Raw genomic sequence first — 22,754 nt, 5'->3', positions numbered from 1 at the left:
ACGTGCGCAAGGAAGCCGTAATCCCGGCGCTTGACGCTTCGAGCATCTATTCGGTGCCGTTGCAGTATCATGCCGAGGGGCTCGACGGCGAAGTCCTGCATCATTTCGGCCTGACCGCTCCGCTGCCGGATCTGAAGCGATGGGACGATATCGTCGATCGGTACCAGAACCCCGAAGGCGAGGTCACGATCGGCGTGGTCGGCAAGTACGTCGGGTTGCCCGATGCCTACAAGTCGCTGAACGAGGCGCTGGTCCACGGCGGCATGGCCAACCGGGTAAAGGTCAATATCCGCTGGATCGATGCCGAACTGTTCGAGGCGGGCGATGACGAGATCGTTGCCAAGCTCGAACCGCTTCACGGCATCCTCGTGCCCGGCGGCTTCGGCGTGCGCGGGACGGAAGGCAAGATCGCCTCGGTCCGCTTTGCGCGCGAGCGCAAGGTGCCGTTCTTCGGGATTTGCCTGGGCATGCAGATGGCCTGCATCGAAGGTGCCCGGAACACCGCCGGGATCAAGGACGCCAGCTCGACCGAATTTGGCGAAACGTCAGAGCCCGTAGTCGGCATCATCACCGAATGGATGAGCCCGGAAGGTCTGCAGCAGCGCGGTGCCGACACCGATCTTGGCGGCACCATGCGGCTCGGCGCCTATGAGGCAAAGCTCAATGGCAACAGCCACGTCTCTGCCATTTACGGCGGGGCGACTTCGATTTCCGAGCGCCACCGCCACCGTTACGAAGTCAACGGCGCCTACCGCGAGGCGCTGGAACAGGGCGGCCTGGTGTTCTCGGGTATGTCGCCCGATGGCCTGTTGCCCGAAATCGTCGAACGCCCAGATCACCCGTGGTTCATCGGTGTACAGTTCCATCCGGAGCTCAAGAGTCGCCCGTTTGAACCGCATCCTCTGTTCGCCGGGTTCATTTCGGCCGCGCTGGCCCAGGCGCGACTGGTTTGACCGAAATTCGTTAAGCCATTCGTTTTGCTGGACGAACCATGCAATGGTTGCGCTTCCATCAAAGCTGGCGCGAAATTCACCTTGCCAAGGCTCCGAACAATCCCATAGCGGAGCACCAACAGGGATGAATTGTAACGCACAGACGTTCTCGCAATGCTGGGGGTCAGGTCCTGACCGACAGGGGGGGAAGGACTGCTATCAGGCCAGCGGTGAAATCCGCCCTGGCAGTCGGATGAGGGCAAATGTTTACCGGTAATCCCCGAATTAAGGGGCGGTAAGGCAATCGTAACCCAAGTTGTTACGGATTGTTTGCCCCCGCTTCGGCAAGGTCCGTACAAGCTGCGGTTTGGTGGGCTGCCGCGAGCGGGTGACAGGAATAGGCTTGTTGCGATGTGATCGTCTTCTGCGACCCGGACGATCAAGTTGCGACTTGACGGCGTGAAAACGTCGTGGGGGTGGGGCCTTCGGGCTCCACCCCCTTTCATTTTCGTTAGGGTGAATGGTTAGCGTGGATCAGGCCGCGGCGCTGTCCGAAGCGGCGTCCTTGACCACGCTCAGCGTCTTTTGCGCACCGACAGTGATCTTCTTGGGCTTCATCGCTTCGGGAACCTCGCGCACGAGGTCGATGGTCAGCAGGCCGTCTTCCAGGTTCGCACCTTCGACGCGAACATAGTCGGCCAGTTCGAAGCGGCGCTCGAACCCGCGCTGGGCGATGCCGACATGAATATACTGGCCCGCCGGAGTTTCCTCGCCCTTCTTGCCCTGGATCACCAGCAAGTTCTGCTGCGCGGTGATATCGATGTCATTCGGACGGAAGCCCGCCACCGCAAGGGTAATGCGATAGGCGTCCTCGCCGCGGCGCTCGATGTTGAAGGGCGGGTAATTGTCCCCGCTGTTGAACCGGCCCTGGGTCTCGAGCAGGTCGAACAGGCGGTCAAACCCAACCATGGTGCGGCGATAGGGGGTAAAATCGAAACGGTTCATTGCAAAATCCTCGTGTTGAGCAATTCTGGTTTGCGGCAAAGCCCGGCAATCCGGCGCTATGCCTGACGGCATCATCCCCTTGCGGGCCATGACACCAGTGACGAGATATGATAGCGACACACCGTTTCAAGAGGGCCGCCCTCAAACAAAAGGAACTGCATGTGTCCGCTCCGAAAGTCGAGATCTACACCAAGTGGGGCTGCCCCTATTGCGTTCGCGCCAAGGCCCTGCTCGACGCCAAGGGCGTGGCTTACGAGGAATACGACATCACCATGGGCGGGCCGAAGAAGGCCGAAATGCAGCAGCGGGTGCCGGGTGCGATGACCGTGCCGCAGATCCTGATTGCTGACCGAGCGGTGGGCGGATGCGATGATCTCCACGCGCTCGACCGTGCTGGCAAGCTCGACCCGCTGCTGGGCTTGTGAAGCGGACATGACGACGCGCATCTCGGTCCTGCAAATGACTTCGGGGATCGATCCCGAAGCCAATGCCGCGACCATCGAGGCCGCGCTGGAGCAGGGCAGTGCGGTCGGCGCGGCTATGCTGTTCACACCGGAGATGTCGGGCCTCATCGACCGCGACCGCACGCGCGCCAAGGCCCATATCGTGCCGGAAGAGCAGGATCCGGTCTTGTCCCGAATCCGCGACGCGGCCGCCCGTACCGGGGTCTGGGCGGCAATTGGCAGCTTGGCAGTGCTGCGCGATGACGGCCGTTTCGCCAATCGCGCCTTCGTGATCGATGCGAGCGGCGAGATTCGCGCCCGCTACGACAAGATCCATATGTTCGATGTGGACCTCGCAACCGGTGAAAGCTGGCGCGAGTCAAATGCCTATGCCCCCGGCGACCAGGTGGTAACCGTTGAGACTCCGGCCGGGAAGCTGGGCCTGGCGATTTGCTATGACGTGCGGTTTCCCGCTCTGTTTGAAGCACTTGGGCGGCAAAGGTGCGATATCATCGCAATTCCGGCGGCATTTACCGTGCCGACCGGGCAAGCACACTGGCATATCATGCAGCGCGCCCGGGCGATCGAGGCGAGCGCCTATGTCGTCTGCGCCGCACAGGTCGGCCAGCACGAAGATGGCCGCGCAACCTATGGCCATTCGATGGTGATTGATCCGTGGGGCGACGTGCTGATCGACCTTGGCGGGGATGAGGCGACCCTCGGCTTTGTCGAGATCGACCCGGCCCGCATTGCGGAGATCCGCAAACAGCTGCCAAGTCTTGCCAACAAGCGCCTGATCACCAAATAGGCGCCGATGATCGTTTTCGACCTTGAATGCCGTCCCTTGGCGCACCGCTTCGAAGGCTGGTTCGGCTCGTCCGATGATTTCGCCGACCAGCAGTCACGCGGCCTTGTCACCTGCCCGCACTGCGGCTCGGGCGATGTCGTGAAGTCGGTGATGGCTCCCAATGTTGGCCGCAAGGGCAATCAGTTGCCGGCCATGCCGGCCAAGGCTGCGGAAGCGGGAGAACCTGTCTTGGCCGGGGGGCAGATCTCCCAGGAAGCGCTTCAAGCGCTCCAGGCCCTGGCGGCGCTTCAGGCTGAAGCACTCAAGGCCTCTCGCTGGGTCGGGGACAGCTTCGCCGAACAGTCGCGAGCGATCCATTACGGCGAACGCGAAGCCGAGGCCATCCACGGTCAGGCCAGCCTGGAAGAGGCGCAGGAACTGCTCGAGGAAGGGATCGCGGTAATGCCGTTGCCGTTCCCGGTGGCGCCGCCGGACCAGACCAACTGATCGCGCCCTTGCGGGATTGGTCACCAGCGCATAGAGCCACCCCGCGTGCGCCCGTAGCTCAGCAGGATAGAGCATCAGATTCCTAATCTGGGGGCCACAGGTTCGAATCCTGTCGGGCGCACCATTTTTTCTGCAATATTACAATTATTTGCCGGATTACCCGCAGAGGTGGGCGCGACAATTGCGCGGCTGCGCGCGAGGCGCTTCGCACTCATGGTAAATTTTCCGCTTGAATCGCTGTTTCAACTGTGATTCTAAGGTGAAATGCGGGGGAATCAGCGAGATCCGAAATTTGTTCGCGAAAGCGTCACCCAGGCGATTGCGCTGGGGTGCCTCCTGGTGATGGGCGGCCTGGCGCTGTTCGGACCCTCTGGTCTGATGGCATGGAGCGAAAACAACCGCTTGCTGGCCGAACGCCAGAAGGAAGTGAAGCAGCTTCAGGCTGAGCGCGATGAGCTCAAGAACCGTGTCGCGCTGCTCGATCCGCGCCATGTGGATCCGGACATGGCGGGCGAGTTGCTGCGCAGCAATCTCAACGTCGTCCATCCCGATGAAATGGTGATGATGCTCAATTGAGCGTGGCCGATCAATCCAGCCTGCTTCGTTGCCGGTTGTATGAACTGCGGCATAAATCCTGAGAACGAGCGATGACAAAATACGTATGGGAGTGTTTCCCTTACGGAAGCATCGCCGTATAGGCTGCCCAAACCGTTCCACTCCCCAGGGGACTACATAACTTGGCCAAACCTGCCACGATCCGCAAGCCGGCCGCGAAATCCGCGTCCAGCGATGATAATTTTGCACTGCGCAGCCTGCAGGAAGCCTATGCGGCTTCCCCGCGCTATGGCGCTTCGGATGAAGAACTGCTGACGTTCTACGAACAGATGCTGTTGATCCGCCGCTTCGAGGAAAAGGCCGGCCAGCTTTACGGCCTCGGCCTGATCGGCGGGTTCTGCCACCTCTACATCGGCCAGGAAGCGGTTGCGGTTGGCCTGCAGTCCGCGCTCGAAGCGGGCAAGGACAGCGTGATCACCGGCTACCGAGATCACGGCCACATGCTGGCCTACGGCATCGATCCCAAGTTGATCATGGCCGAACTGACCGGGCGCGGCGCGGGAATCTCGCGCGGCAAGGGCGGTTCGATGCACATGTTCTCGACCGACCACAAGTTCTACGGCGGGCATGGCATCGTCGGTGCGCAGGTGCCGCTGGGTGCGGGCCTCGCCTTTGGTCACAAGTACCGCGAAGATGGCGGCCTCTGCATGGCCTATTTCGGCGATGGCGCTTCCAACCAGGGCCAGGTCTACGAAGCCTTCAACATGGCGGCGCTGTGGAACCTGCCGGTGATCTTCGTGGTTGAGAACAACGGTTATGCGATGGGTACCGCGGTCAAGCGCGGCTCGGCCGAAACGCATTTCTATCGCCGCGGCACCGCGTTCCGCATCCCCGGAATGGACGTCAACGGGATGGACGTGCTCGAAGTGCGCGCCGCCGCTGAAGTCGCGGTGAAGCACGTGCGCGAGGGCAATGGCCCGGTGCTGATGGAGTTGCACACCTATCGTTATCGCGGGCACTCGATGTCCGACCCGGCCAAGTACCGCACCCGCGAAGAAGTGCAGGAAATGCGCGAAAAGCACGATCCGATCGACGCCATCAAGGCCGAACTCGCCCAGCGCGGCGTGCCAGAGGACCGGATCAAGGAAATCGACAGGAACATTCGCAGCATCGTCAATGAAGCTGCTGATTTTGCAGAAAATTCTCCGGAGCCAGATATGCCCGAACTCTACACCGACGTCTTGGTGGAGAGCTACTGATGAGCATCGAACTCAAGATGCCCGCGCTTTCCCCGACGATGGAGGAAGGCACGCTCGCCAAGTGGCTGGTCAAGGAAGGCGACGAGGTCAAATCGGGCGACATCCTGGCCGAGATCGAGACCGACAAGGCGACGATGGAATTCGAAGCGGTCGATGAAGGCGTGATCGGCCAGATCCTGATCCCCGAAGGCACCGAGGGCGTGAAGGTGGGCACCGTGATCGCCGTCATCGGCGGCGAGGGCGAAGCTGCCCCGGCGCCAGCTGCCGCTCCGGCGGCTGCGGCTGCTCCGGCGCCAGTCGTCGCGGCTGAACGCCCGGTTCCCGCGCCCCGCGCGAAGGACCCGGAAGTCCCCGCCGGCACCAACATGAAGACCTCGACCGTGCGCGAAGCCCTGCGCGATGCAATGGCAGAGGAAATGCGCCGCGACAGCCGCGTGTTCGTGATGGGCGAGGAAGTGGCCGAATACCAGGGCGCCTACAAGGTGACCCAAGGCCTGCTCGAAGAATTCGGGCCCAAGCGCGTGATCGACACCCCGATCACCGAATACGGCTTTGCCGGGATCGGCACGGGCGCCGCGATGGGCGGTCTGCGTCCGGTCGTGGAATTCATGACCTTCAACTTCGCGATGCAGGCGATCGACCACATCATAAACTCGGCCGCCAAGACGAACTACATGTCGGGCGGCCAGATGCGCTGCCCGATCGTGTTTCGCGGCCCCAACGGCGCGGCGAGCCGCGTCGGCGCGCAGCACAGCCAGAACTACGCCCCGTGGTATGCGAGCGTCCCCGGACTGGTGGTGATTGCGCCCTATGACGCCTCGGACGCTAAGGGCCTGCTCAAGGCCGCGATCCGCAGCGAAGACCCGGTCGTGTTCCTGGAAAACGAGCTGGTCTATGGCCGCAGCTTCGAACTGCCGGAACTTGATGATCACGTCCTGCCGATTGGCAAGGCCCGGATCATGCGCGAAGGCCGCGATGTGACCATCGTGTCCTACTCGATCGGCGTCGGCCTGGCGCTGGAAGCCGCGGAAACGCTGGCGGGTGAGGGGATCGAGGCCGAAGTGCTCGACCTGCGGACCCTGCGTCCGCTTGACCGCGAAGCCGTGCTGACCTCGCTCGCCAAGACCAACCGCCTCGTCATTGCCGAAGAAGGCTGGCCGCAGTGCTCGATCGCGTCCGAAGTGATGGCGATCTGCATGGAGGACGGGTTCGACTATCTCGACTCGCCGGTCCTGCGCGTGTGCGACGAAGACGTGCCGCTGCCCTATGCCGCCAACCTCGAACGCGCCGCGATCATCGATGCGGCGCGGATCGTCGAGGCGGTGCGCAAGGTCTGCTATCGCTGAGCGAGGCACGCTCGGCGATAGCGCCTCAGCTGATTCCGCCGCCTGATGAAACCGACATCGGCCCGTTGAAGACGGCGCAATCCTGCGTGTCATCGGGGCTCGACGGGTTGCGCTGGTAGATCTGCGAAAGATCGCGGCTGTCACGCACGTTGAACGACGCGATCGTGTGGATTTCCAGGTTCGAGATGAAGCGCGACGATACCAGCGGTTGGTAAGTGTAGCTGATCTCGACGAAGATTACCGCGTCGCCGGGCTGGGCAATGACCTCTTCGCCTGCCGCACCCATGCCGGCAATCGACGATGACAGGCCATCGCCTTCGAGCCCATAGGACGAATTCACCGTCTTCGCGCCGCGGCAGCGTTGCCAGTGAATATACTGGCGGCCCGTTGCGGGATCGACCTCAAGACTCGAAATGATAACGCGCCCGTGCCGGTAAAGGTCGATGCCGGCGCCGCCCTGGATCTGCGCGCCGAAGAAGACATCGTTCAAATCGCTTTCATAGATCTTGCGGTTCTGCAGCGTGCTGGTGTCCCCGATGCGCGAGGCATTGTCGGCAAGGTGGACGGCCAGCTGTCCGATCTTCATGTTGGCGAGCGCGAAATTGGCCACTTCCGTGCCCCACAATCCCGCCGTCAGCAAAAACGGGGCGCCGAGCGCGAACTCGGTCATCGCCACGCCAGAACGGTGCCGCAGCAGGCGGCGCATGGTGCGGATCAGGCTCATGTACAATTCCCGGTTGCTGTCGCCGCCGCGTTCTGCAGACTATAGGGCTGGTTGCGCAGGACGGTGGTAGCGGTCATCTGCACCGTGTTCGACATACCCGGAATGAGCGTGGCGACCGGGAAGGCCCGCTGGTAGTTGACCGTCACCGAGTAGAGCACGGCGTCGCGCGCACCGCCAAAGCCGCTCGTGCCGGAATCGGCATCCCATTTGCCGTTTCCATTGGCGTCTTCATAGGGCTCGCCATTGTCGCAGGTGCCATCGCCGTCGACGTCGGTATAGTCTTCGGGCCGCGCGACCGCGGAAAAGCTTGCATAGGCCGTGCGGTTGAAGCTCAGCGTGGCACCAGCCGAGACGGCATGAACCGCCCGGGAAACCACGGCGTCGATGTTGCTGGCATTCTGCACCGACCCTTCCAGCGTCGACATGCGAGCGGCGTTCTGGATCGCGCCCTGCAACATCTGCGCGGTGTACATGTTGTAGGTGAGGTCAAACAGGCCCATCAGGGTGAGCAACAACGCCGGAAGCACCAGCGCGAACTCGACGATCGTCGCGCCGCGCCGGTCACCCAGCAGGCGAAGGAGCACGGCGCGGATCACTTGGTAATCCTCAGGTCGCCAAGCTGCGCGGCGATCTTGCTGAAGACGTCGTTGAGTTCGGCCGAATCCTTCGCCTCGAAGTAATGGCCAGCACCGGCGCACTGGGTCATCACCGGGTTGAGCGAGGTCCCGAAGCCGATGATCCAGACGGTGATGTTGCGCTTCTTCACCTCGTCGCAGGCCACACCAAACCGCTTTTCGACGACGCTGGTCTGCGACAGCGAAGACTTCTGCGACCAGCGGCGCTGATCAAACGGCTCGATCCCGTAGGTGCCGTAGGACAGATCGAGCGGCGCGGTTTCGCCATCGGTCAGAAAGATCAGGTGACGCGAGGTCGGCTTGCCGCCGACGTCGGCGTTCTCGCTGGCGAACAACCCGGTGGGCGAAAGCAGGCGCCCACCCCAGATCATCCCGATATCGTGATAGGTGCTGCCTTCGGGGAACAGACTGTCGACATAGGTGGAAACCTGGGCATCGGTCATTTCCTGCAGCTTCTGGGCACGGGCCGGACAAGCCGACAGTCCGGCCCATTCGGCCATCAGATAGTCGTTGCTGGTCAGCACCGGTGAGGTCTTGAACGTGCCCGAGCCGTTCCACCAGATTTCCGGCTCCCATGAAATCTCGTTGAGCATCGGTCGCCACTGCGTCGCAGGATCGCCCGCTGTCGGCACGAGATCGATATCCAGATCGAGCGCGCGGGTCAGATCGACGTTTGCGTAGTCGTCGATTTCGTATGTGTCGCGCTCTTCCATGCAGCCGCGGAAATAGGCGGTCATGTTGGTCGGGGTGGGCGAGGGATAGCCGTACATCGGCACATCGATCGACCCACCTTTGAGCGGCGCATCCCCGGTCGCACCCTTCAGGAAACGCACATCGATGGTCACCGGCTTGTACTGCCAGTTATAGATTTCGCGCGAGGCCGTGCCAGAGAATACGCTATCGTACTTGTAGCGGTAATGGTCGTAATGGGTTCCGGTAATCGTAATCAGCGAGCCGTCGGAGCTGGTTGTGCAGGAATAGCTGTCGCCGGTTACCTCATATTCCGCGTGAACCGAGCCATCGGGAGACGTCCAATAGGAGATCGTCGTCCATTTCGCCGTGCTGGCCGGGCAGCTCGTGCCGGTCGTGGCGGCGATGCCGTTCGCTGTCCCGCTGACATAAGTATAAGTGGTGTTGTAGGTGTTGTAAGTCTCCCACTTGCCGGTCTCCTTGGAGACGCGGCCGTGGTAGTCCCAGCTATCGACCACCCAATCGGATTTCAGCAGATAACCGACGTTGACGTTGGTGGAGTAGGGCACAAACCCATACCGGATGCGGGTTCCGGGCGTCTTCGAGGCTTCCAGCTGCGAATGGAACGACTTCACAACCGAACGCAGTACCTCGATCTTCGGCTGGGTATCGCCGGGATTGGCCCATGCCATCGAGCCCGTGGTATCGAGCACGAACATCACGTCGGTGTTCGAAAAGTTCAGGCGCGCCTGACAATCGACCGCGATCGGTACATCGCTGTAGCCGAACAGCGTCATGATCGTGGTCGGTACATCGACCGAGGCGGTGCCAGAAATCGAATAGTCCTGTTCCAGCGCCATCGCGAAACTGCGGTCGCGGGTTCCGTAGCTGCCGTTCTGGAAATTGAGGTTGAAAAAACGCTCGCCAATCGCGGCGACATCGCTGGGCACGGTGCCACTGCTGACGGACTGGGAACCCAGCTTCTTGCGCGCGGCCAGCACACCGGCGTCGCAGGCTTGCTGGAGCCGGGCCTGGGCCAGGTAGCTGCGGCCCATGTCGATCCCGCCGCCAACCAATGCCAGCAACGGCAGCAGCGCGGCCGCGATCAGCGCCAGGGTGTTACCCGCACGATCGCACAGCAGCCTGGCGAAGAAACCCGCCGGGACAATTGCTTGGGTGCTGTTTACGATTTTGGCCATGATTGGCGGGCATCCCGGGAATGATTCCACAATGCCCTAGCGCTGGCGCGTAACAACGTCGCAAACGGACGTGGTTAATAGATTGATAAATAATCGTTTTGGATCAGAGAAAAGAGCGCAAACGCGGCAATTCGGGCCGCCGCCGCGACCTTGCGTGCCAGCAGGAATTATGCCTGAACGTAGACAACCCGGGTCGTGCACATGGTCGGATTTGGAACGCCAAAGAAGCTCAGCGGATTGGGGCCGACGTAAGTAAGGTCGATCTGGAACTTTTTGGTCCCGGTGATGTCGGTCGTCGGCGTCGTTACCGTTGCGGTCAGATTATCGACATTCAGTCCATATGGCGCGTTTACCGCCAGGGCGTAGGCCTTGTTTTCGATCTGCTCCGCGACAAGGATGTCGCGCTTCTGGTACTCGATAATCGTAAAGCGCGCGGTATCGGCGGCGATCGAACGGATCGCGTTATAGCCGAACATCTGCAGGCCAATCTGGAAAACGCCAATCAGCAACGCGAAGATCGTCGGCGCAAGGATCGCGAATTCGACCATTGCGCTGCCCTGGCTGTCCTTCAGCATGGATCGAGGCGTCATCGAGTGGATCATGAGACCTGCACCGTCCTGACCACCTTCAGGTTCATAGCCTGCCCGATTCCGAAGTTGGTCCAGAAGGGGGTAACCTTGTCAGTGATGGTTACGCGAACGTAGGTCGATTGCTTTTCGCCGCCACCGCAGACGTTGGCATTGGTGTGCAGCGAATTCGTCGTCCCGCAGCGGTAGACCTGTTCGACAGTGACCTTGTCGCTCGAAACGTTAAGCGAGGACACGATGACCGACTTGATCGCCGAAAGGCTGGTCCCGCTACCCGACGCGACTGCGAGGATAATTCCCTGGACGTCGATCCCCGCCGTATCGAGCTCATGCTGGCGGGCGATCATCCGGCTGATGTCGAACGTTCCGAGAGAAAGCAGCACCAGAACCGGCGCGACGATTGCCGTCTCGATCACGACGCTGCCCGCAGTGTCCCTGCGCAGCGCCCGGATCAGCCGCGAGAAGGCCCCACGCGCTTGCATCAGGCCACCAACGAGACTGTCGCGGTGGATGTTCCGGCCGAATTGGTATCCGCTGAGGGGCAGCGGGTGTCGAGATAGGCGTTGCCCTGAACGTTGATCTTGTAGGCCGAGATCTGCAGGCAGGAGCTGTCAATGCTGGCCGTGCCGTTCAGGCGGGCCGTACCGGCCGGCAGGTAGATCGTGCCTTCGAACAGCGAGGTCGAATTGCCATTGATGATATGGTCTTGCGTCGGGTTGTTGTTGCGATCCTCGAACACCAGCATGTTGGCATAACGGTTGGCCAGCGCCTGTGAATAGCCAAGCGCGGTGAAGTCCGCGGCCTGCATCGGCGTAAGCGTCAGGATGTTGTTGTTGCCGCTGCCGCCCAGCTTGATCGTCGCCCCGTTCTTCAGGACGAACATCACGTTCGTGCCCGTGACCGTGTAGCTTCCGGTCAGGTCCAGCGTGCCGCCATCGATGACATAGATGCCCTTGTCGAAGGTCGTCTTGCACTTGACCACCAGTTCCTTGTAGGTCCCGGCTTCCGGCGCTGCTTGCGCCTTGGAGCCGTTGCCGATGCAGGAGTAGGTCTGCGGGGTATTGTTCGTCGGCGGAGAAAGGTCGGCGAAAGTATCAACCAGGCCGGTCAGATGTTCGGACAGGACATCTTCGTTGGCGGCCGGAACCGAGGCCGTGCCGCAGGTCGCAATCGAATCCGTCGTCACCTGCGCGCTGCCGTCGATGATCAGGGCATCGTCCGAGCACGAAAGGGCGGCGAGGCCACACTGCGCCTTGATGGTGGCATTGCCGCCAACGGTGAAGGTCGTCCCATCCTTGCCGACGGCAATCAGACATGCGTTGTAGTTCGCGCCAGCTGCGAAGCTGGCCTGCGAATAGACTGCAACTGTCACAGGCCGCCCCATGATGAAGCTGGAAAAGGGCAGGGACTTGGTTGCAGAGGCAGATACGATAACGCTGTTCGACGAGCCGTTCCCGTAATTTGCCAGCTTGAATGTCGGTGCGGACGCGAAGCTCCTGGTCACCGACAGGTTGCCGTAATAATCCTGGGTCCCGCGCGTGATGTAGGTCTGACTGGCGCTATTGGCTGCCAATGACCACGCGGCCGCGATAGCGCCCTGATCGGTGGCCTGCTGCAGTTCGTGCTTTCAGGTATACCACTGCGAGAAGTCAACCGCCGCACCGGCCGCGCCGATCAGCGCGGGAAAGCCCATGGCAACGATCAGTGTCGCGTTGCCACTGGTATTGCGCGTCAGGCGCTTCAGGCTTCGACGAATCGTCTTGAGCATAATCACCCCAAATGACGGCCAGGAATTGCAATCCTCTGCACCGGCATGGTTGCCCCCATTTCAACCAGTAGGGTTAACATCAGATTTAGTTGAGGAACTTTCCCTTCCAGCAAAAGGGTTTGCCCTTAAGGCGCGGAAAGCTATGAAAACCACCGATTTGCTTGAACACGATCAACTTCTCGGCGCACTGCCGCCCGAACAACGCCTTGCCCTGGCCTACGCCCGGGGCGAGGACAAAGCTGTGTTTTTGGGGTTAATGGCCCTCGATGCCCGGCTGGCGGGGATCGTTCGTGCCAGCCGCGAGCCTTTGCTGGCGCAATTGCGCCTTGCCTGGTGGCGCGAACAACTGGCGGCCCCGGCTGGTCAGCGCCCCGCAGGTGAACCCCTTCTGGCCTTGCTTGACCATTGGGGCGAAGAGCGGGCCGCGCTGGCCGCGCTGGTCGATGGGTGGGAGGCGCTGCTGGGCGAAGCGCCGCTCGCGCAAGAGCTGCTGGTTGAATTTGCTCAGGGCCGGGCGGCCGCCTGCGCCGCGCTCGCGCGCCGCCTCGCCCCCGCCACCGATCCGCAGGAAGCCGGGCGCGCCGGGCGCAACTGGGCACTGGTGGATCTGGCCGCGCGCGTTTCGCATCCCGATGAACGCATCGCCGGATTGCACCTCGCGCAAGGCCTGGACTGGAGCCGTCCGAAACTGGGCCGCGAGCTTCGACCCTTGCTTATCCTGCACGGCCTTGCGCGCGGCGGGCGGGGTGGGGAAGGGATGATGTCCGGCCCGGCCAGCCTCATTCTCGCGGTTAGGCTTGGCTTGTTCGGGATATAGGGTAATATACCTATATAACCGGAGCTTATCGCCATGAACCGAATGATCCTTGGGGCTGTCGCCGCGCTGTTGCTGGCGTCAGCCGGGCTGTTCTGGTGGCAAAGCCGCGCCGCAACCGAAGCCGCCGCACCGCCCCCGCCGCCGGGCATGGCAGACGATATCGGCCCCCCTCCGGACGAGCTTCCGACCGAGGATGGCGATGGCCTCTATGGTGACAACCTGCCACATGCCGACGAAGCCACCCGCGAAGAACGCCGCTTCAACCGGCTCGACCGCAACCGCGACAATCTGATCAGTCGCAACGAAATGCTCTCTCCGCGCGTGGCCGCGTTCCGCAAGCTCGACACCGATCACAACAACCTGCTGAGCTTCGAGGAATGGACGGCATCCTCATCGAACAAGTTCAAGGCAGCCGATGCCAACGGTGATGGCCAGCTGACCCGCGGCGAATTCGCGACGACCAAGCCCAAACCGCCGGCCAAGCCCGCCTGCAAATGTTAGAGTGAGGCCTTCCAGGGCACGAAATCGGCCTTGGCCCGCGCAGTATAGGCTTCCTTGCGCTGCTTCTTCTTCACGTCTTCGGGCGGCGGGGGAAACAGGCCGAAATTCACGTTCATCGGCTGATAGCTGTCAGCTTCGGCATCGCCGGTAATGTGCGATAACAGCGCACCCAGCGCCGTCGTGCGCGGCGGCGAGATCCACTCGCGTCCGCCAAGTTCGGCCGCCGTCATCAGCCCGGCCAGCAAGCCCACGGCAGAGCTTTCGACATAGCCTTCGCAGCCCGTGATCTGTCCGGCAAAGCGGATGTGCGGAGCAGATTTCAGCCGCAGCTGCCGGTCAAGCAGCTCGGGCGAATTGAGGAAGGTGTTGCGATGTAGCCCGCCCAGCCGCGCAAATTCGGCATTCTCCAGCCCGGGGATCGTGCGGAACAGGCGCACCTGCTCGGCGTGCTTGAGCTTGGTTTGGAAGCCGACCATGTTCCACAGCGTGCCAAGCTTGTTATCCTGCCGCAGTTGCACCACCGCATAGGGCCAGCGCCCCTTCGGAAATTCCGGCGTGGCATCGTGCGGATTGTCCAGCCCGACCGGCTTCATCGGCCCGAAGCGCAAGGTATCTTCACCCCGCGCCGCCATCACCTCGATGGGCATGCAGCCTTCGAAATAGGGCGTGTTCGCCTCCCATTCGCGGAACTCGGTCTTTTCTCCCGCCAGCAGGGCAGCGTGAAAGGCGAGGTACTGCTCGTGGTTCATCGGGCAATTGATGTAATCCTTGGTTTCGCCCTTGTCCCAGCGGCTGGCCATCCAGCACACGTCCATGTTGACGGAATCCCGGTAGACGATTGGTGCGATCGCATCGAAGAACGCAAGGCTGTCGGCACCCGTTGCAGTCCCGATGCTCTCGGCCAGCGCCGCGGCCGTCAACGGCCCGGTGGCAACGATGGTCAGGCCGGCCTCGGGCAGGTGATCTATCCGCTCACGCACAATCGTCAGATTGGGGAGGGCGGATAGGCGCTCCTCGACCTCGGCCGAGAACACGTCGCGGTCGACCGCCAAGGCCGATCCGGCGGGCACTTCCGCCTTGGCGGCCGCACTCATCACCAGCGAATCCAGCCCGCGCATTTCGTGGTGAAGCAGGCCGACGGCGTTCTTTTCGTGATCGTCGGAACGGAAGCTGTTCGAACAGACCAGTTCGGCGAGCCCCGTGCCATTATGCGCCGGAGTGCTGTCGCCCCCGCCGCGCATCTCCGACAGGCGCACTTTGAACCCGCGCTTGGCCAATTGCCAGGCTGCCTCGCTGCCGGCGAGACCGCCGCCGATTATGTGAACGTCATGGGACATGCGCGCCCCCTAACCCTTGCGCGGATGAAATTCCATTGCCAAGCATGCGGGCGAGGGGAATTGCCAACATGCCCAAGCGCGCACTGATCGAAAAACGACCCTGGCTGCTGGCCAGCCTGGCTGCTGGCATTGGCTTCTGGGTGCTCAAGGATTCGCACTTGCCGGGCCTCTATCAGATGGCGCTGAAAGGTGCGGGCGTTGCCTTGCTCGCGGCCTATGCGCACGCCCGGCACAAGGGCGCGGATTCGCGGCAGATTGCCGCCGTGATGGCTTTTGGCGCGCTGGGTGACGTGCTGATCGAACTTTCGCTCGAACTGGGGGCTGTCGCGTTTTTGATCGGACACCTGATCGCGATCCACCTCTACCTGCGGCACCGGCGCGCCAGCATTTCGTTCAGCCAGAAGCTCGCCGGCGCGGCGTTGCTTGTGCTGATCCCGGTGATCGCGTTCCTGCTTCCAGCCGAGCGCGCCGCTGCGCCGGGCATCGCGCTCTACGCCCTCGCGCTGGCCGGCATGACCGCGTGTGCATGGACGAGCAGCTTCCCGCGCTACCGCGTTGGTATCGGCGCGGTGATGTTCGCTGTTTCTGACCTGCTGATCTTCGCGCGGCTCGGCCCGCTGGCGCATAGCCCGCTGCCCGACCTGATGATCTGGCCGCTCTATTACTTCGGACAGTTCCTGATCTGCACCGGCGTTATCGGCGAGCTCAATTCCCGTTCCAAGCCGCGATAGTCGTGCGGTGGAGTTCGCGGCGGTGCCCTTCATAGCCACCCGTCGCGCGGTGCAGGACAGCGCGGTTGTCCCACATCACCAGCATGCCCGGCTCCCACTTCTGCGCAAAGACGAAGCGCTCATCGCTTTGCCAGGCGTATAGCTCGCGCAGCAGGTCGATGGCGGCATCCTGCGCCATGCCCTCGATCCCGATGATGTAACCCAGTGTCGAGAAGAAGCCGCGCCGCCCGGTTTCGGGGTGAGCCGGAACCAGCGGATGGGTCTGCACAGCCAAAGCTGCCTCACCGGGACGGATATCCATCGAGCGCCCCTTGTCCTTAGCGCCATAGGTGCCGTCAGGCGCATATGCGAGGCGGGCGGAGTGAACCGCAATCAGGTCGACCTGCTCGGCCTTGCGGGCATCGGGCAGGGCCTCCCAGGCGGCGTGCTGGTTGGCGAACAGGGTGTCGCCGCCAACCGGCGGGATGTCGACCGCCATAAGGCAGGTACCTGCCGGGGGATGGGCCTGAAAGCTCCAGTCCGAATGCCAGTTCTCGGCAAACAGCGGCGTCTGCTCGTCCGCCTCGCGCCGGATCGCGGCGATGTGCCGGCGCCCGGCAATCGGCGCAAAGAATGGATCGTCGCCAAACCCGCCAAAGTAGCCGGTGAAGCGCTCCAGATCGTCGTCCCCGATCTGTTGGTCAGGGAACGCCAGGACGAGGTGTTCCAGCCAATGCGCGCGGATCTCGGTCACGGTGGCCGGATCCAGCGGCTGGCTCAGGTCGACCCCGGTGACGCGCGCGCCGCACGCTCCGCCTGAAGGTTCGACCCGCAGCACCATCAGCTTTCGCCACCTTCAGCGAGCGTTCCATCGCCCCCTTCATCGTCACCTTCGGCTTCGGCAAGCCGAACCGCACTGACCACGTGTTCTTCGTTGGCGACGTTGAACAGGCGCACGCCCGCACTGCCGCGCCCGATCACCCGCAGGCTCTCAAGCGGCAGGCGGATCAGCTTGGCCTGGTCGGTCACCAGCATCAGTTGGTCGGCCTGGACGGCCGGGAAGCTGGCGACAACCGGCCCGTTGCGGGCAATGTTGTCGATGTTGGTTATGCCCTGGCCGCCGCGGCCGGTGCGGCGGTATTCATAGGCGGACGACAGCTTGCCATAACCGTTCGCGCAGACCGTGAGGATGAACTGTTCGCGCGCGGCGAGTTCGGCAAAGCGCTCGGCGCTCATCGCCGGTTCGCCTTCCTTCTCGCCCTTCCACGGTGCGAACTTCACATAGTCCTCGCGCTCCTCGCTGGTCGTGCCAACGCGGTGGAGGATCGAGAGGCTGATTACCTCGTCATCGCCCTTCAGCGTCATGCCGCGCACGCCAGTGGAGGTGCGGCTGGTGAATTCGCGCACTTCGTCCCCGGCAAAGCGGATCGCCTTGCCCGCGCGAGTAGCAAGCAGCACATCGTCGCTTGGTTCAAGCAGGGCGACGCCGATCAGGCGATCGTCGCTGTCCTCATCAAAGCGCATCGCGAACTTGCCGTTCGAGGGGATGTTCGCAAAGGCATCCATCGCGTTGCGCCGGACGTTGCCCTTGGCGGTCGCGAAGACGACGGAGAGCTTGCCCCATTCGGCCTCGTCCTCGGGCAGGGGCAGCACGGTCTGGATCGTTTCGTCCTTGTCCAGGGCCGGCAGCAGGTTGACGATGGGCCGCCCGCGCGTGGTCGGCCCGCCTTCGGGCAGGCGCCAGACCTTGAGCCGATAGACCTTGCCCGCGGTGGAGAAGAACAGCACCGGGTTGTGGGTGGATGTGACGAACATCGTCGTCACCACGTCCTCATCCTTGGTCGCCATGCCCGCACGGCCTTTGCCGCCGCGATTCTGGGCGCGGAAGGTGGAAAGGCTGGTGCGCTTGATATAGCCGTCCATCGTCACGGTCACGACCATGTCGTCGCGCTCGATCAGATCCTCGTCCTCGATCCCGTCGGCGGCGGCGGTGATTTCGGACAGGCGCGGCGTGGCATAGGCCTCGCGGATCGCGACGAGTTCCTCGCGCATCACGCCATAGAGTTTCGCCCGGTCCGCCAGGATCGACAGGTATTCCGCGATCGCAGCGGCAAGTTCCTTGAGCTCGTCGCCGATTTCGTCGCGGCCAAGCGCGGTCAGGCGGTGCAGGCGCAGGTCGAGGATCGCCTTCACCTGGGCTTCAGACAGCTTGTAGGTACCGCCTTCCTGTTCGGCGCTCGGTTCGATGGCTTCAACCAAGCGAATATATTGGGCAATGTCGCCAATCGGCCATTCGCGGCGCAGCAGCGCCTCGCGCGCAGCCGCCGGGTTGGGCGCGCCGCGGATGATCTTCACCACCTCGTCGAGGTTGGTGACCGCAATCACCAGGCCAAGCAAGATGTGCGCCCGGTCGCGCGCCTTGTTCAGTTCGAACTTGGTGCGGCGGGTGATCACTTCCTCGCGGAAGGAAATGAAGGCCGCGATAATGTCGCGCAGCGCGAACACTTCGGGGCGGCCACCCCGGATCGCCAGCATGTTCGCCGGGAAGTTCGACTGCGCGGGCGTGTTGCGCCAGATCTGGTTGAGCACCACTTCGGGCGTCGCATCGCGCTTGAGATCCACGACCACGCGCACGCCAAGGCGGCTCGATTCGTCGCGAATGTCGGAAATGCCCTCGATCCGCTTGTCCTTGGCGGCCTCGGCGATCTTTTCGACGAGGTTCGATTTGCCGACCTGGTAGGGGATCGAGGTCAGGACGATCGAACGGCGATCGCCGCGGCCTTCCTCGATCTCATGACGGCAGCGCATGATGATCGAGCCGCGCCCGGTCAGGTAGGCCGAGCGCGCCCCGGCGGTGCCGAGGATCAGCGGGGCAGTCGGGAAGTCCGGCCCCGGAATGTAGCGGATCAGCTCTTCCGAGGTGATCGCCGGGTTTTCCATGTAGGCCAGGCACCCGTCGATCACTTCGCCCAGGTTGTGCGGCGGAATGTTGGTCGCCATGCCGACCGCGATCCCACCGGCGCCATTCACCAGCAGATTGGGGAAGCGCGCGGGCAGGACGGTCGGCTCTTGCCGGGAACCGTCATAGTTGTCGGTGAAGTCGACCGTGTCCTTGTCGAGGTCGTCGAGCAGCGAATTGGCGACCTTGGCCAGGCGCGCCTCGGTGTAACGCATCGAAGCCGGCGGATCGGGGTCCATCGAGCCGAAGTTGCCCTGGCCGTCGATCAGCGGCAGGCGCATCGACCAGTCTTGCGTCATGCGGGCAAGGGCATCGTAGATCGCGCTGTCGCCGTGCGGGTGATAGTTGCCCATCACGTCGCCGACGATTTTGGCCGACTTGCGATAGGGCCGCCCCGAAACGAAGCCGCCTTCCTGGCTGGCGAACAGAATGCGCCGGTGTACCGGCTTCAGACCATCGCGCACATCGGGCAGCGCGCGGGACACGATCACGCTCATCGCGTAATCGAGGTAACTGGTCTTCATTTCATCGACGATGTCGACCCGCTGGAATTCGCCCAGGGGACCAGTCGATTCAGGATTTTCGGTATCTTCGCTCACGCGGCTGTTTTCATCTGTTGTTGGCAGGACAAGCGGGTTCTGAAGGCCCTAGGCCAAACCTCGGGGCATAGCCACCTTGGCGTTGCCACCGCAGGCATTTTTCCACACTTGCGGAGGCGTTCCTGAACAGATGCGACGAGCTGCATTCAATCGCCGTTCAGTGGCGCGGACATAGAGCGCTGCAAGGTTGCCAAAACGCCCAAACCGGGCCAATGGCGCATAGCTGGAAGTTAGCACCGCGTGGCCCGGGACAGTCTCTGGCATGGTGGGAGCTGAGGAGAAAGAAGAAGATGGTTCGCAGCAAGCTTTTCACTCGTTCGGCGCTGGGCGTCGCGCTCGCGCTGGGAGTCGCTGCTGGCGCGCTGACCGCGCCCGTTTCGGCCTTTGCCAAGGACAAGAAGGAAAAGGCTCCCGAAGCCCCCAAGATCTCGCCGAGCAAGGCATTCATCCCGGCCTATCAGGCTGCGGTTGGCGGCATCGAAAAGGCTTCGAAGAACGCGGACATCACCGCCGCGCGCACCAATGTGACCAACGCCGAGAACGCCTATCGCGCCGCGAAGGGCAAAGACGCGCGCGCCCAGGCCAAGACCAATCTCGACAATGCCTATGCCGCACTCGGCAACGCGCTGACCGCCGAAAAGGCGCTGCTCGAACAGGCTTTCACGGTCGTTTCGAACGCTGACGACAAGTACCTGGCCGGTCAGCTCGCGCTGAACCTCGGCAACATCGCGCTCGACAAGCCGATGCAGCGCCGCGGCCTGCAGGCGATGGTCGACAGCGGGAAGACTTCGCCCGCCGAGACCGCCAAGTTCAACTTCTACATCGGCGGCATCTCGTTCGACATGAAGGACTATCCGGCTGCCCGCACCGCGCTGGAAGCCGCGATTGCCGGCGGCTACACCGAGGGCGATCCCGAATACCTGCTGGCCGAAAGCTACATCGGCGACAACCAGGCTCCCGCAGGCCTCAAGGTCCTGCTCGATGCCTCCGACAAGAAGGGCGCCGGCGTTTCGGAAGACTGGCTGCGCCGCGGCATCGTCGTTGCTTACAAGATCAACAACCTCGAATATGCCGGTGCGTTCAGCTCGCGCCTCGTTTCGCTTTACCCGAACAACGAGAACTGGGCTCTGGCCATTGCGGTCCAGCGCGACCTCGGCAAGTACCAGTCGCAAGACCTGATCGACCTGATGCGCCTGATGGAACGCACCAAGAGCTTCTCGGAAGAGCGTGACTTCGTCGAATACATCCAGGCTGCCGACCCGCGCCGCCTGCCGGGCGAAGTGCTGAAGGTGATCGAGGAAGGCCTGGCCGCCGGCAAACTCAACCCCAGCGATCCCTTCGTCGTCGATGCCAAGTCGAACGCCTCGGGCCGCATCTCGGCCGACAAGGCCTCGTTCCCCGGCCTCGAAAAGGACGCGCGCGCCGCTAACGCCACTGCCGCCACGGCAATGGCCGCGGGCGACACCTTCCTGAGCTATGACATGCCGGCCAAGGCGATCGACATGTACCAGATCGCCCTGACCAAGCCGGGCGTGGACAGCCCCCGCGTGCTGACCCGCCTTGGCATCGCTCAGGCCGACGCCGGTCTCTACGCCGATGCCCAGGCAACCTTCGCCAAGGTCGACGGCGTGCGCAAGCCGATCGCAGACCTGTGGTCGGTCTATGCCAAGAACAAGGCTGCTGGGAAATAAGGCCGCCCGGCGCCAAAGCTCAAACGGAAAGGGCGGCTGGAAACAGCCGCCCTTTTTGATTCGCATTCGGTTGAAGAGCGCTCAGTCAACCGGGTGGAAATGTCCGTGCGCCTCGTCGAGAACGTGCAGCACGCCGTCGGAAATCGCAAAGAACGCGCCGGTCAGCTTCAGGTCGCCATCGCGCTCCTTGCGACGGATGCAGGGGAACGTGCGCAGGTTGTTGATGCTGACCTGGACACCAGCCTGTTCCATCGCGCGTTCGGCGGCGCGGCCCTCGGTACCATGGGCCGCCACTACCGGCCCGCGCGCGTCGTCGAGCAGAGCGATCCAGTCAGCAATGAAGCCGCCTTCACCCGGCTCCGTGCCATGCATCTCACGGGTGAGGGCAGCCTTGCAGCCGCCGCACATGCCGTGGCCCATGACCACGATTTCCTTCACTTTCAGCACCTGGACGGCAAATTCCAGGGCTGCCGAAACGCCATGATGGCCGGGTGCGGTTTCGAATGGGGGAACCATCGCCGCAACGTTTCTGACAACGAAAATTTCGCCCGGATCGACATCGAAAATCTGCGCCGGATCGACCCGGCTGTCACTGCAGGCAATGACCATCACCTCGGGCTGCTGACCGTCACGCAGGGAGGACCACCGCTCGCGGTTAGGGGCCCAACCTGTCTGTCGGAACCGGCGATAGCCTGACAGCAGGCGATCGAACGAGGGGGAGAATCCGTTGCTCATGGCGGGCCTGATGCCTTCGGAAATTCCCTCTGGCAACCCTTGGACCATGCGCCTATCTGGGCGCCATGAACGATCTTGCAAATGCACCGCGCGATATCCCTGCACGGGAAGGGGCTGAACGCCCCACCGAACGCCAGCGCAAGCCCGACTGGATCCGCGTGAAGGCCCCGACATCCAAGGGTTATGGCGAAACCCGCCAGTTGATGCGCGACCTCAAGCTGCACACTGTGTGCGAGGAAGCGGCCTGTCCGAACATCGGCGAATGCTGGACGAAGAAGCACGCCACGGTGATGATCCTGGGCGACATCTGCACCCGCGCCTGCGCGTTTTGCAACGTCAAGACCGGGATGCCGCGCGCGGTCGATCCGTTGGAACCGGAACACGTCGCGGCGGCGGCGGCGAAGATGGGGCTGGAACACATCGTCATCACCTCGGTCGACCGCGACGACCTGCCTGATGGCGGTGCCGGCCACTTCGTCAAGGTGATCAAGGCCCTGCGCCGCGAAACCCCTGATACCACGATCGAAATCCTGACCCCGGACTTCCGCGGCAAGATGCGCGCCTCGGTGGAAGCGATCGTTGCCGCCGGGCCGGACGTGTACAACCACAACCTCGAAACCGTGCCGCGGCTCTATCCCACGATCCGTCCGGGCGCGCGCTATTACGCCTCGCTGCGCCTGCTTGAAGAGGTCAAGAACCACGATCCGCTGGTCTTCACCAAGAGCGGGATCATGCTCGGGCTGGGCGAGGAACGCCTTGAAGTGCACCAGGTGATGGACGACATGCGCAGCGCCGGGATCGACTTCATGACGATGGGCCAATACCTCCAGCCCACGCCGCGCCATGTCGCCGTGGCAGAGTTCGTCACGCCTGACACGTTCAACTCCTATGCTCAGGTCGCGCGGTCGAAGGGCTTCCTGCAGGTTGCGTCCAGCCCGCTGACCCGTTCGAGCTATCACGCGGGCGAC

24 protein-coding genes and 1 tRNA gene are annotated in these 22,754 nt (G+C 62.7%); 13 read left to right on the top strand and 12 right to left on the bottom strand.

Annotation, left to right across the window (positions count from 1 at the left end; translation table 11 throughout):
* Nucleotides 1-953, top strand: a 953-nt coding sequence (locus ACE3SN_RS10160) for a CTP synthase (protein ID WP_374529684.1), incomplete at its 5' end; no start/stop codon positions are given.
* 513 nt (nt 954-1,466) lie between these two features.
* On the opposite strand, the gene ACE3SN_RS10155 is transcribed toward ACE3SN_RS10160, so the two are convergent.
* Nucleotides 1,467-1,937, bottom strand: coding sequence for an Hsp20 family protein (locus tag ACE3SN_RS10155; RefSeq protein WP_374529682.1), 471 nt, complete (start codon nt 1,935-1,937; stop codon nt 1,467-1,469).
* Nucleotides 1,938-2,098: 161 nt separating this feature from the next.
* Here ACE3SN_RS10155 and grxC point away from each other — a divergent pair, with 161 nt between their 5' ends.
* From grxC to ACE3SN_RS10120, 7 genes are all read left to right on the top strand, one after another.
* Nucleotides 2,099-2,362, top strand: coding sequence for a glutaredoxin 3 (grxC, locus tag ACE3SN_RS10150; RefSeq protein WP_374529680.1), 264 nt, complete (start codon nt 2,099-2,101; stop codon nt 2,360-2,362).
* 7 nt (nt 2,363-2,369) lie between these two features.
* Complete coding sequence (locus tag ACE3SN_RS10145) at nt 2,370-3,188, top strand: carbon-nitrogen hydrolase family protein (RefSeq protein ID WP_374529686.1); 819 nt, start codon at nt 2,370-2,372, stop codon at nt 3,186-3,188.
* A 6-nt stretch (nt 3,189-3,194) separates the two neighbouring features.
* Nucleotides 3,195-3,674 carry a DUF1178 family protein gene (locus ACE3SN_RS10140; RefSeq protein WP_374529678.1) on the top strand — a complete coding sequence of 160 codons (480 nt, stop codon included), beginning with the start codon at nt 3,195-3,197 and terminating at the stop codon, nt 3,672-3,674.
* A 47-nt stretch (nt 3,675-3,721) separates the two neighbouring features.
* A tRNA-Arg gene (locus ACE3SN_RS10135) sits at nt 3,722-3,798 on the top strand.
* A gap of 140 nt (nt 3,799-3,938) precedes the next feature.
* Nucleotides 3,939-4,250, top strand: coding sequence for a septum formation initiator family protein (locus ACE3SN_RS10130; RefSeq protein ID WP_374529676.1), 312 nt, complete (start codon nt 3,939-3,941; stop codon nt 4,248-4,250).
* A 161-nt stretch (nt 4,251-4,411) separates the two neighbouring features.
* Nucleotides 4,412-5,488 carry a pyruvate dehydrogenase (acetyl-transferring) E1 component subunit alpha gene (gene pdhA, locus ACE3SN_RS10125; protein ID WP_374529674.1) on the top strand — a complete coding sequence of 359 codons (1,077 nt, stop codon included), beginning with the start codon at nt 4,412-4,414 and terminating at the stop codon, nt 5,486-5,488.
* Complete coding sequence (locus ACE3SN_RS10120; protein ID WP_374529672.1) at nt 5,488-6,834, top strand: pyruvate dehydrogenase complex E1 component subunit beta; 1,347 nt, start codon at nt 5,488-5,490, stop codon at nt 6,832-6,834. Before pdhA ends, ACE3SN_RS10120 begins: the two co-directional genes overlap by 1 nt.
* Nucleotides 6,835-6,859: 25 nt before the next feature.
* Here the strand turns inward: ACE3SN_RS10120 and ACE3SN_RS10115 are convergent, their stop codons facing one another.
* From ACE3SN_RS10115 to ACE3SN_RS10085, 7 genes are all read right to left on the bottom strand, one after another.
* Nucleotides 6,860-7,558: a TadE/TadG family type IV pilus assembly protein gene (locus ACE3SN_RS10115; RefSeq protein ID WP_374529670.1), complete on the bottom strand. Its 699-nt coding sequence runs from the start codon at nt 7,556-7,558 to the stop codon at nt 6,860-6,862.
* Nucleotides 7,555-8,154 carry a TadE/TadG family type IV pilus assembly protein gene (locus ACE3SN_RS10110; protein WP_374529668.1) on the bottom strand — a complete coding sequence of 200 codons (600 nt, stop codon included), beginning with the start codon at nt 8,152-8,154 and terminating at the stop codon, nt 7,555-7,557. Before ACE3SN_RS10110 ends, ACE3SN_RS10115 begins: the two co-directional genes overlap by 4 nt.
* Nucleotides 8,151-10,082 (bottom strand): pilus assembly protein TadG-related protein, encoded by a 1,932-nt coding sequence (locus ACE3SN_RS10105; protein WP_374529666.1) that lies wholly within the window; start codon nt 10,080-10,082, stop codon nt 8,151-8,153. The genes ACE3SN_RS10110 and ACE3SN_RS10105 overlap by 4 nt, the downstream gene beginning before the upstream one ends.
* Nucleotides 10,083-10,249: 167 nt before the next feature.
* A complete protein-coding gene (locus ACE3SN_RS10100) occupies nt 10,250-10,672 on the bottom strand; it encodes a TadE/TadG family type IV pilus assembly protein (RefSeq protein WP_374529664.1) in 423 nt (140 codons plus the stop codon).
* Nucleotides 10,673-10,680: 8 nt separating this feature from the next.
* Nucleotides 10,681-11,151 carry a TadE/TadG family type IV pilus assembly protein gene (locus ACE3SN_RS10095; RefSeq protein ID WP_374529662.1) on the bottom strand — a complete coding sequence of 157 codons (471 nt, stop codon included), beginning with the start codon at nt 11,149-11,151 and terminating at the stop codon, nt 10,681-10,683.
* Nucleotides 11,151-12,242 (bottom strand): pilus assembly protein, encoded by a 1,092-nt coding sequence (locus ACE3SN_RS10090; protein WP_374529660.1) that lies wholly within the window; start codon nt 12,240-12,242, stop codon nt 11,151-11,153. The genes ACE3SN_RS10095 and ACE3SN_RS10090 overlap by 1 nt, the downstream gene beginning before the upstream one ends.
* A gap of 54 nt (nt 12,243-12,296) precedes the next feature.
* Nucleotides 12,297-12,437, bottom strand: a complete 141-nt coding sequence (locus ACE3SN_RS10085; protein ID WP_374529658.1) for a TadE/TadG family type IV pilus assembly protein — start codon at nt 12,435-12,437, stop codon at nt 12,297-12,299.
* Here ACE3SN_RS10085 and ACE3SN_RS10080 point away from each other — a divergent pair.
* A complete protein-coding gene (locus ACE3SN_RS10080) occupies nt 12,430-13,254 on the top strand; it encodes a hypothetical protein (RefSeq protein WP_374529656.1) in 825 nt (274 codons plus the stop codon). The two genes, ACE3SN_RS10085 and ACE3SN_RS10080, sit on opposite strands and share 8 nt — an antisense overlap.
* Before the next feature lie 33 nt (nt 13,255-13,287).
* On the top strand, nt 13,288-13,755 hold the full coding sequence (locus ACE3SN_RS10075) for a hypothetical protein (protein WP_374529654.1): 468 nt from the start codon (nt 13,288-13,290) through the stop codon (nt 13,753-13,755).
* On the opposite strand, the gene trmFO is transcribed toward ACE3SN_RS10075, so the two are convergent.
* Nucleotides 13,752-15,092 carry a methylenetetrahydrofolate--tRNA-(uracil(54)-C(5))-methyltransferase (FADH(2)-oxidizing) TrmFO gene (trmFO, locus tag ACE3SN_RS10070; protein ID WP_374529653.1) on the bottom strand — a complete coding sequence of 447 codons (1,341 nt, stop codon included), beginning with the start codon at nt 15,090-15,092 and terminating at the stop codon, nt 13,752-13,754. The two genes, ACE3SN_RS10075 and trmFO, sit on opposite strands and share 4 nt — an antisense overlap.
* Nucleotides 15,093-15,160: 68 nt before the next feature.
* Between trmFO and ACE3SN_RS10065 the strand changes: the two genes are divergently transcribed.
* Nucleotides 15,161-15,823: a lysoplasmalogenase family protein gene (locus ACE3SN_RS10065; RefSeq protein WP_374529651.1), complete on the top strand. Its 663-nt coding sequence runs from the start codon at nt 15,161-15,163 to the stop codon at nt 15,821-15,823.
* Here ACE3SN_RS10065 and ACE3SN_RS10060 read toward each other — a convergent pair.
* Together ACE3SN_RS10060 and gyrA are read right to left on the bottom strand one after the other, a co-directional pair.
* Nucleotides 15,798-16,643, bottom strand: a complete 846-nt coding sequence (locus ACE3SN_RS10060; protein WP_374529649.1) for a TauD/TfdA dioxygenase family protein — start codon at nt 16,641-16,643, stop codon at nt 15,798-15,800. The two genes, ACE3SN_RS10065 and ACE3SN_RS10060, sit on opposite strands and share 26 nt — an antisense overlap.
* Entirely contained in the window at nt 16,643-19,360 is a 2,718-nt protein-coding gene (gyrA, locus tag ACE3SN_RS10055) for a DNA gyrase subunit A (protein WP_374529647.1), read from the bottom strand. Before gyrA ends, ACE3SN_RS10060 begins: the two co-directional genes overlap by 1 nt.
* 290 nt (nt 19,361-19,650) lie before the next feature.
* On the opposite strand from gyrA, the gene ACE3SN_RS10050 reads away from it, so the two are divergent.
* Nucleotides 19,651-21,051 carry a hypothetical protein gene (locus tag ACE3SN_RS10050; RefSeq protein ID WP_374529645.1) on the top strand — a complete coding sequence of 467 codons (1,401 nt, stop codon included), beginning with the start codon at nt 19,651-19,653 and terminating at the stop codon, nt 21,049-21,051.
* A gap of 81 nt (nt 21,052-21,132) precedes the next feature.
* On the opposite strand, the gene ACE3SN_RS10045 is transcribed toward ACE3SN_RS10050, so the two are convergent.
* Entirely contained in the window at nt 21,133-21,786 is a 654-nt protein-coding gene (locus ACE3SN_RS10045) for a carbonic anhydrase (protein WP_374529643.1), read from the bottom strand.
* A 65-nt stretch (nt 21,787-21,851) separates the two neighbouring features.
* Between ACE3SN_RS10045 and lipA the strand changes: the two genes are divergently transcribed.
* On the top strand, nt 21,852-22,754 hold a 903-nt coding region (lipA, locus tag ACE3SN_RS10040), incomplete at its 3' end, for a lipoyl synthase (protein WP_374529642.1).

It is taken from the genome of Novosphingobium sp. (assembly GCF_041915465.1).
GTDB lineage: Bacteria > Pseudomonadota > Alphaproteobacteria > Sphingomonadales > Sphingomonadaceae > Novosphingobium.
Note: the sequence above shows the minus strand (reverse complement) of the source record. Positions and strands in the feature narration are given on the sequence as shown.

What these genes read in the sequence shown, in the direction of transcription:
- trmFO (WP_374529653.1), bottom strand. Translation starts at nt 15,092, where the DNA reads ATGTCCCATGACGTTCACATAATCGGCGGCGGTCTCGCCGGCAGCGAG.
- ACE3SN_RS10045 (WP_374529643.1), bottom strand. Translation starts at nt 21,786, where the DNA reads ATGAGCAACGGATTCTCCCCCTCGTTCGATCGCCTGCTGTCAGGCTAT.
- ACE3SN_RS10105 (WP_374529666.1), bottom strand. Translation starts at nt 10,082, where the DNA reads ATGGCCAAAATCGTAAACAGCACCCAAGCAATTGTCCCGGCGGGTTTC.
- ACE3SN_RS10115 (WP_374529670.1), bottom strand. Translation starts at nt 7,558, where the DNA reads ATGAGCCTGATCCGCACCATGCGCCGCCTGCTGCGGCACCGTTCTGGC.
- ACE3SN_RS10085 (WP_374529658.1), bottom strand. Translation starts at nt 12,437, where the DNA reads ATGCTCAAGACGATTCGTCGAAGCCTGAAGCGCCTGACGCGCAATACC.
- ACE3SN_RS10140 (WP_374529678.1), top strand. Translation starts at nt 3,195, where the DNA reads ATGATCGTTTTCGACCTTGAATGCCGTCCCTTGGCGCACCGCTTCGAA.
- ACE3SN_RS10100 (WP_374529664.1), bottom strand. Translation starts at nt 10,672, where the DNA reads ATGACGCCTCGATCCATGCTGAAGGACAGCCAGGGCAGCGCAATGGTC.
- ACE3SN_RS10145 (WP_374529686.1), top strand. Translation starts at nt 2,370, where the DNA reads ATGACGACGCGCATCTCGGTCCTGCAAATGACTTCGGGGATCGATCCC.
- ACE3SN_RS10130 (WP_374529676.1), top strand. Translation starts at nt 3,939, where the DNA reads ATGCGGGGGAATCAGCGAGATCCGAAATTTGTTCGCGAAAGCGTCACC.
- ACE3SN_RS10095 (WP_374529662.1), bottom strand. Translation starts at nt 11,151, where the DNA reads ATGCAAGCGCGTGGGGCCTTCTCGCGGCTGATCCGGGCGCTGCGCAGG.
- ACE3SN_RS10155 (WP_374529682.1), bottom strand. Translation starts at nt 1,937, where the DNA reads ATGAACCGTTTCGATTTTACCCCCTATCGCCGCACCATGGTTGGGTTT.
- ACE3SN_RS10075 (WP_374529654.1), top strand. Translation starts at nt 13,288, where the DNA reads ATGAACCGAATGATCCTTGGGGCTGTCGCCGCGCTGTTGCTGGCGTCA.
- ACE3SN_RS10120 (WP_374529672.1), top strand. Translation starts at nt 5,488, where the DNA reads ATGAGCATCGAACTCAAGATGCCCGCGCTTTCCCCGACGATGGAGGAA.
- ACE3SN_RS10060 (WP_374529649.1), bottom strand. Translation starts at nt 16,643, where the DNA reads ATGGTGCTGCGGGTCGAACCTTCAGGCGGAGCGTGCGGCGCGCGCGTC.
- ACE3SN_RS10050 (WP_374529645.1), top strand. Translation starts at nt 19,651, where the DNA reads ATGGTTCGCAGCAAGCTTTTCACTCGTTCGGCGCTGGGCGTCGCGCTC.
- ACE3SN_RS10065 (WP_374529651.1), top strand. Translation starts at nt 15,161, where the DNA reads ATGCCCAAGCGCGCACTGATCGAAAAACGACCCTGGCTGCTGGCCAGC.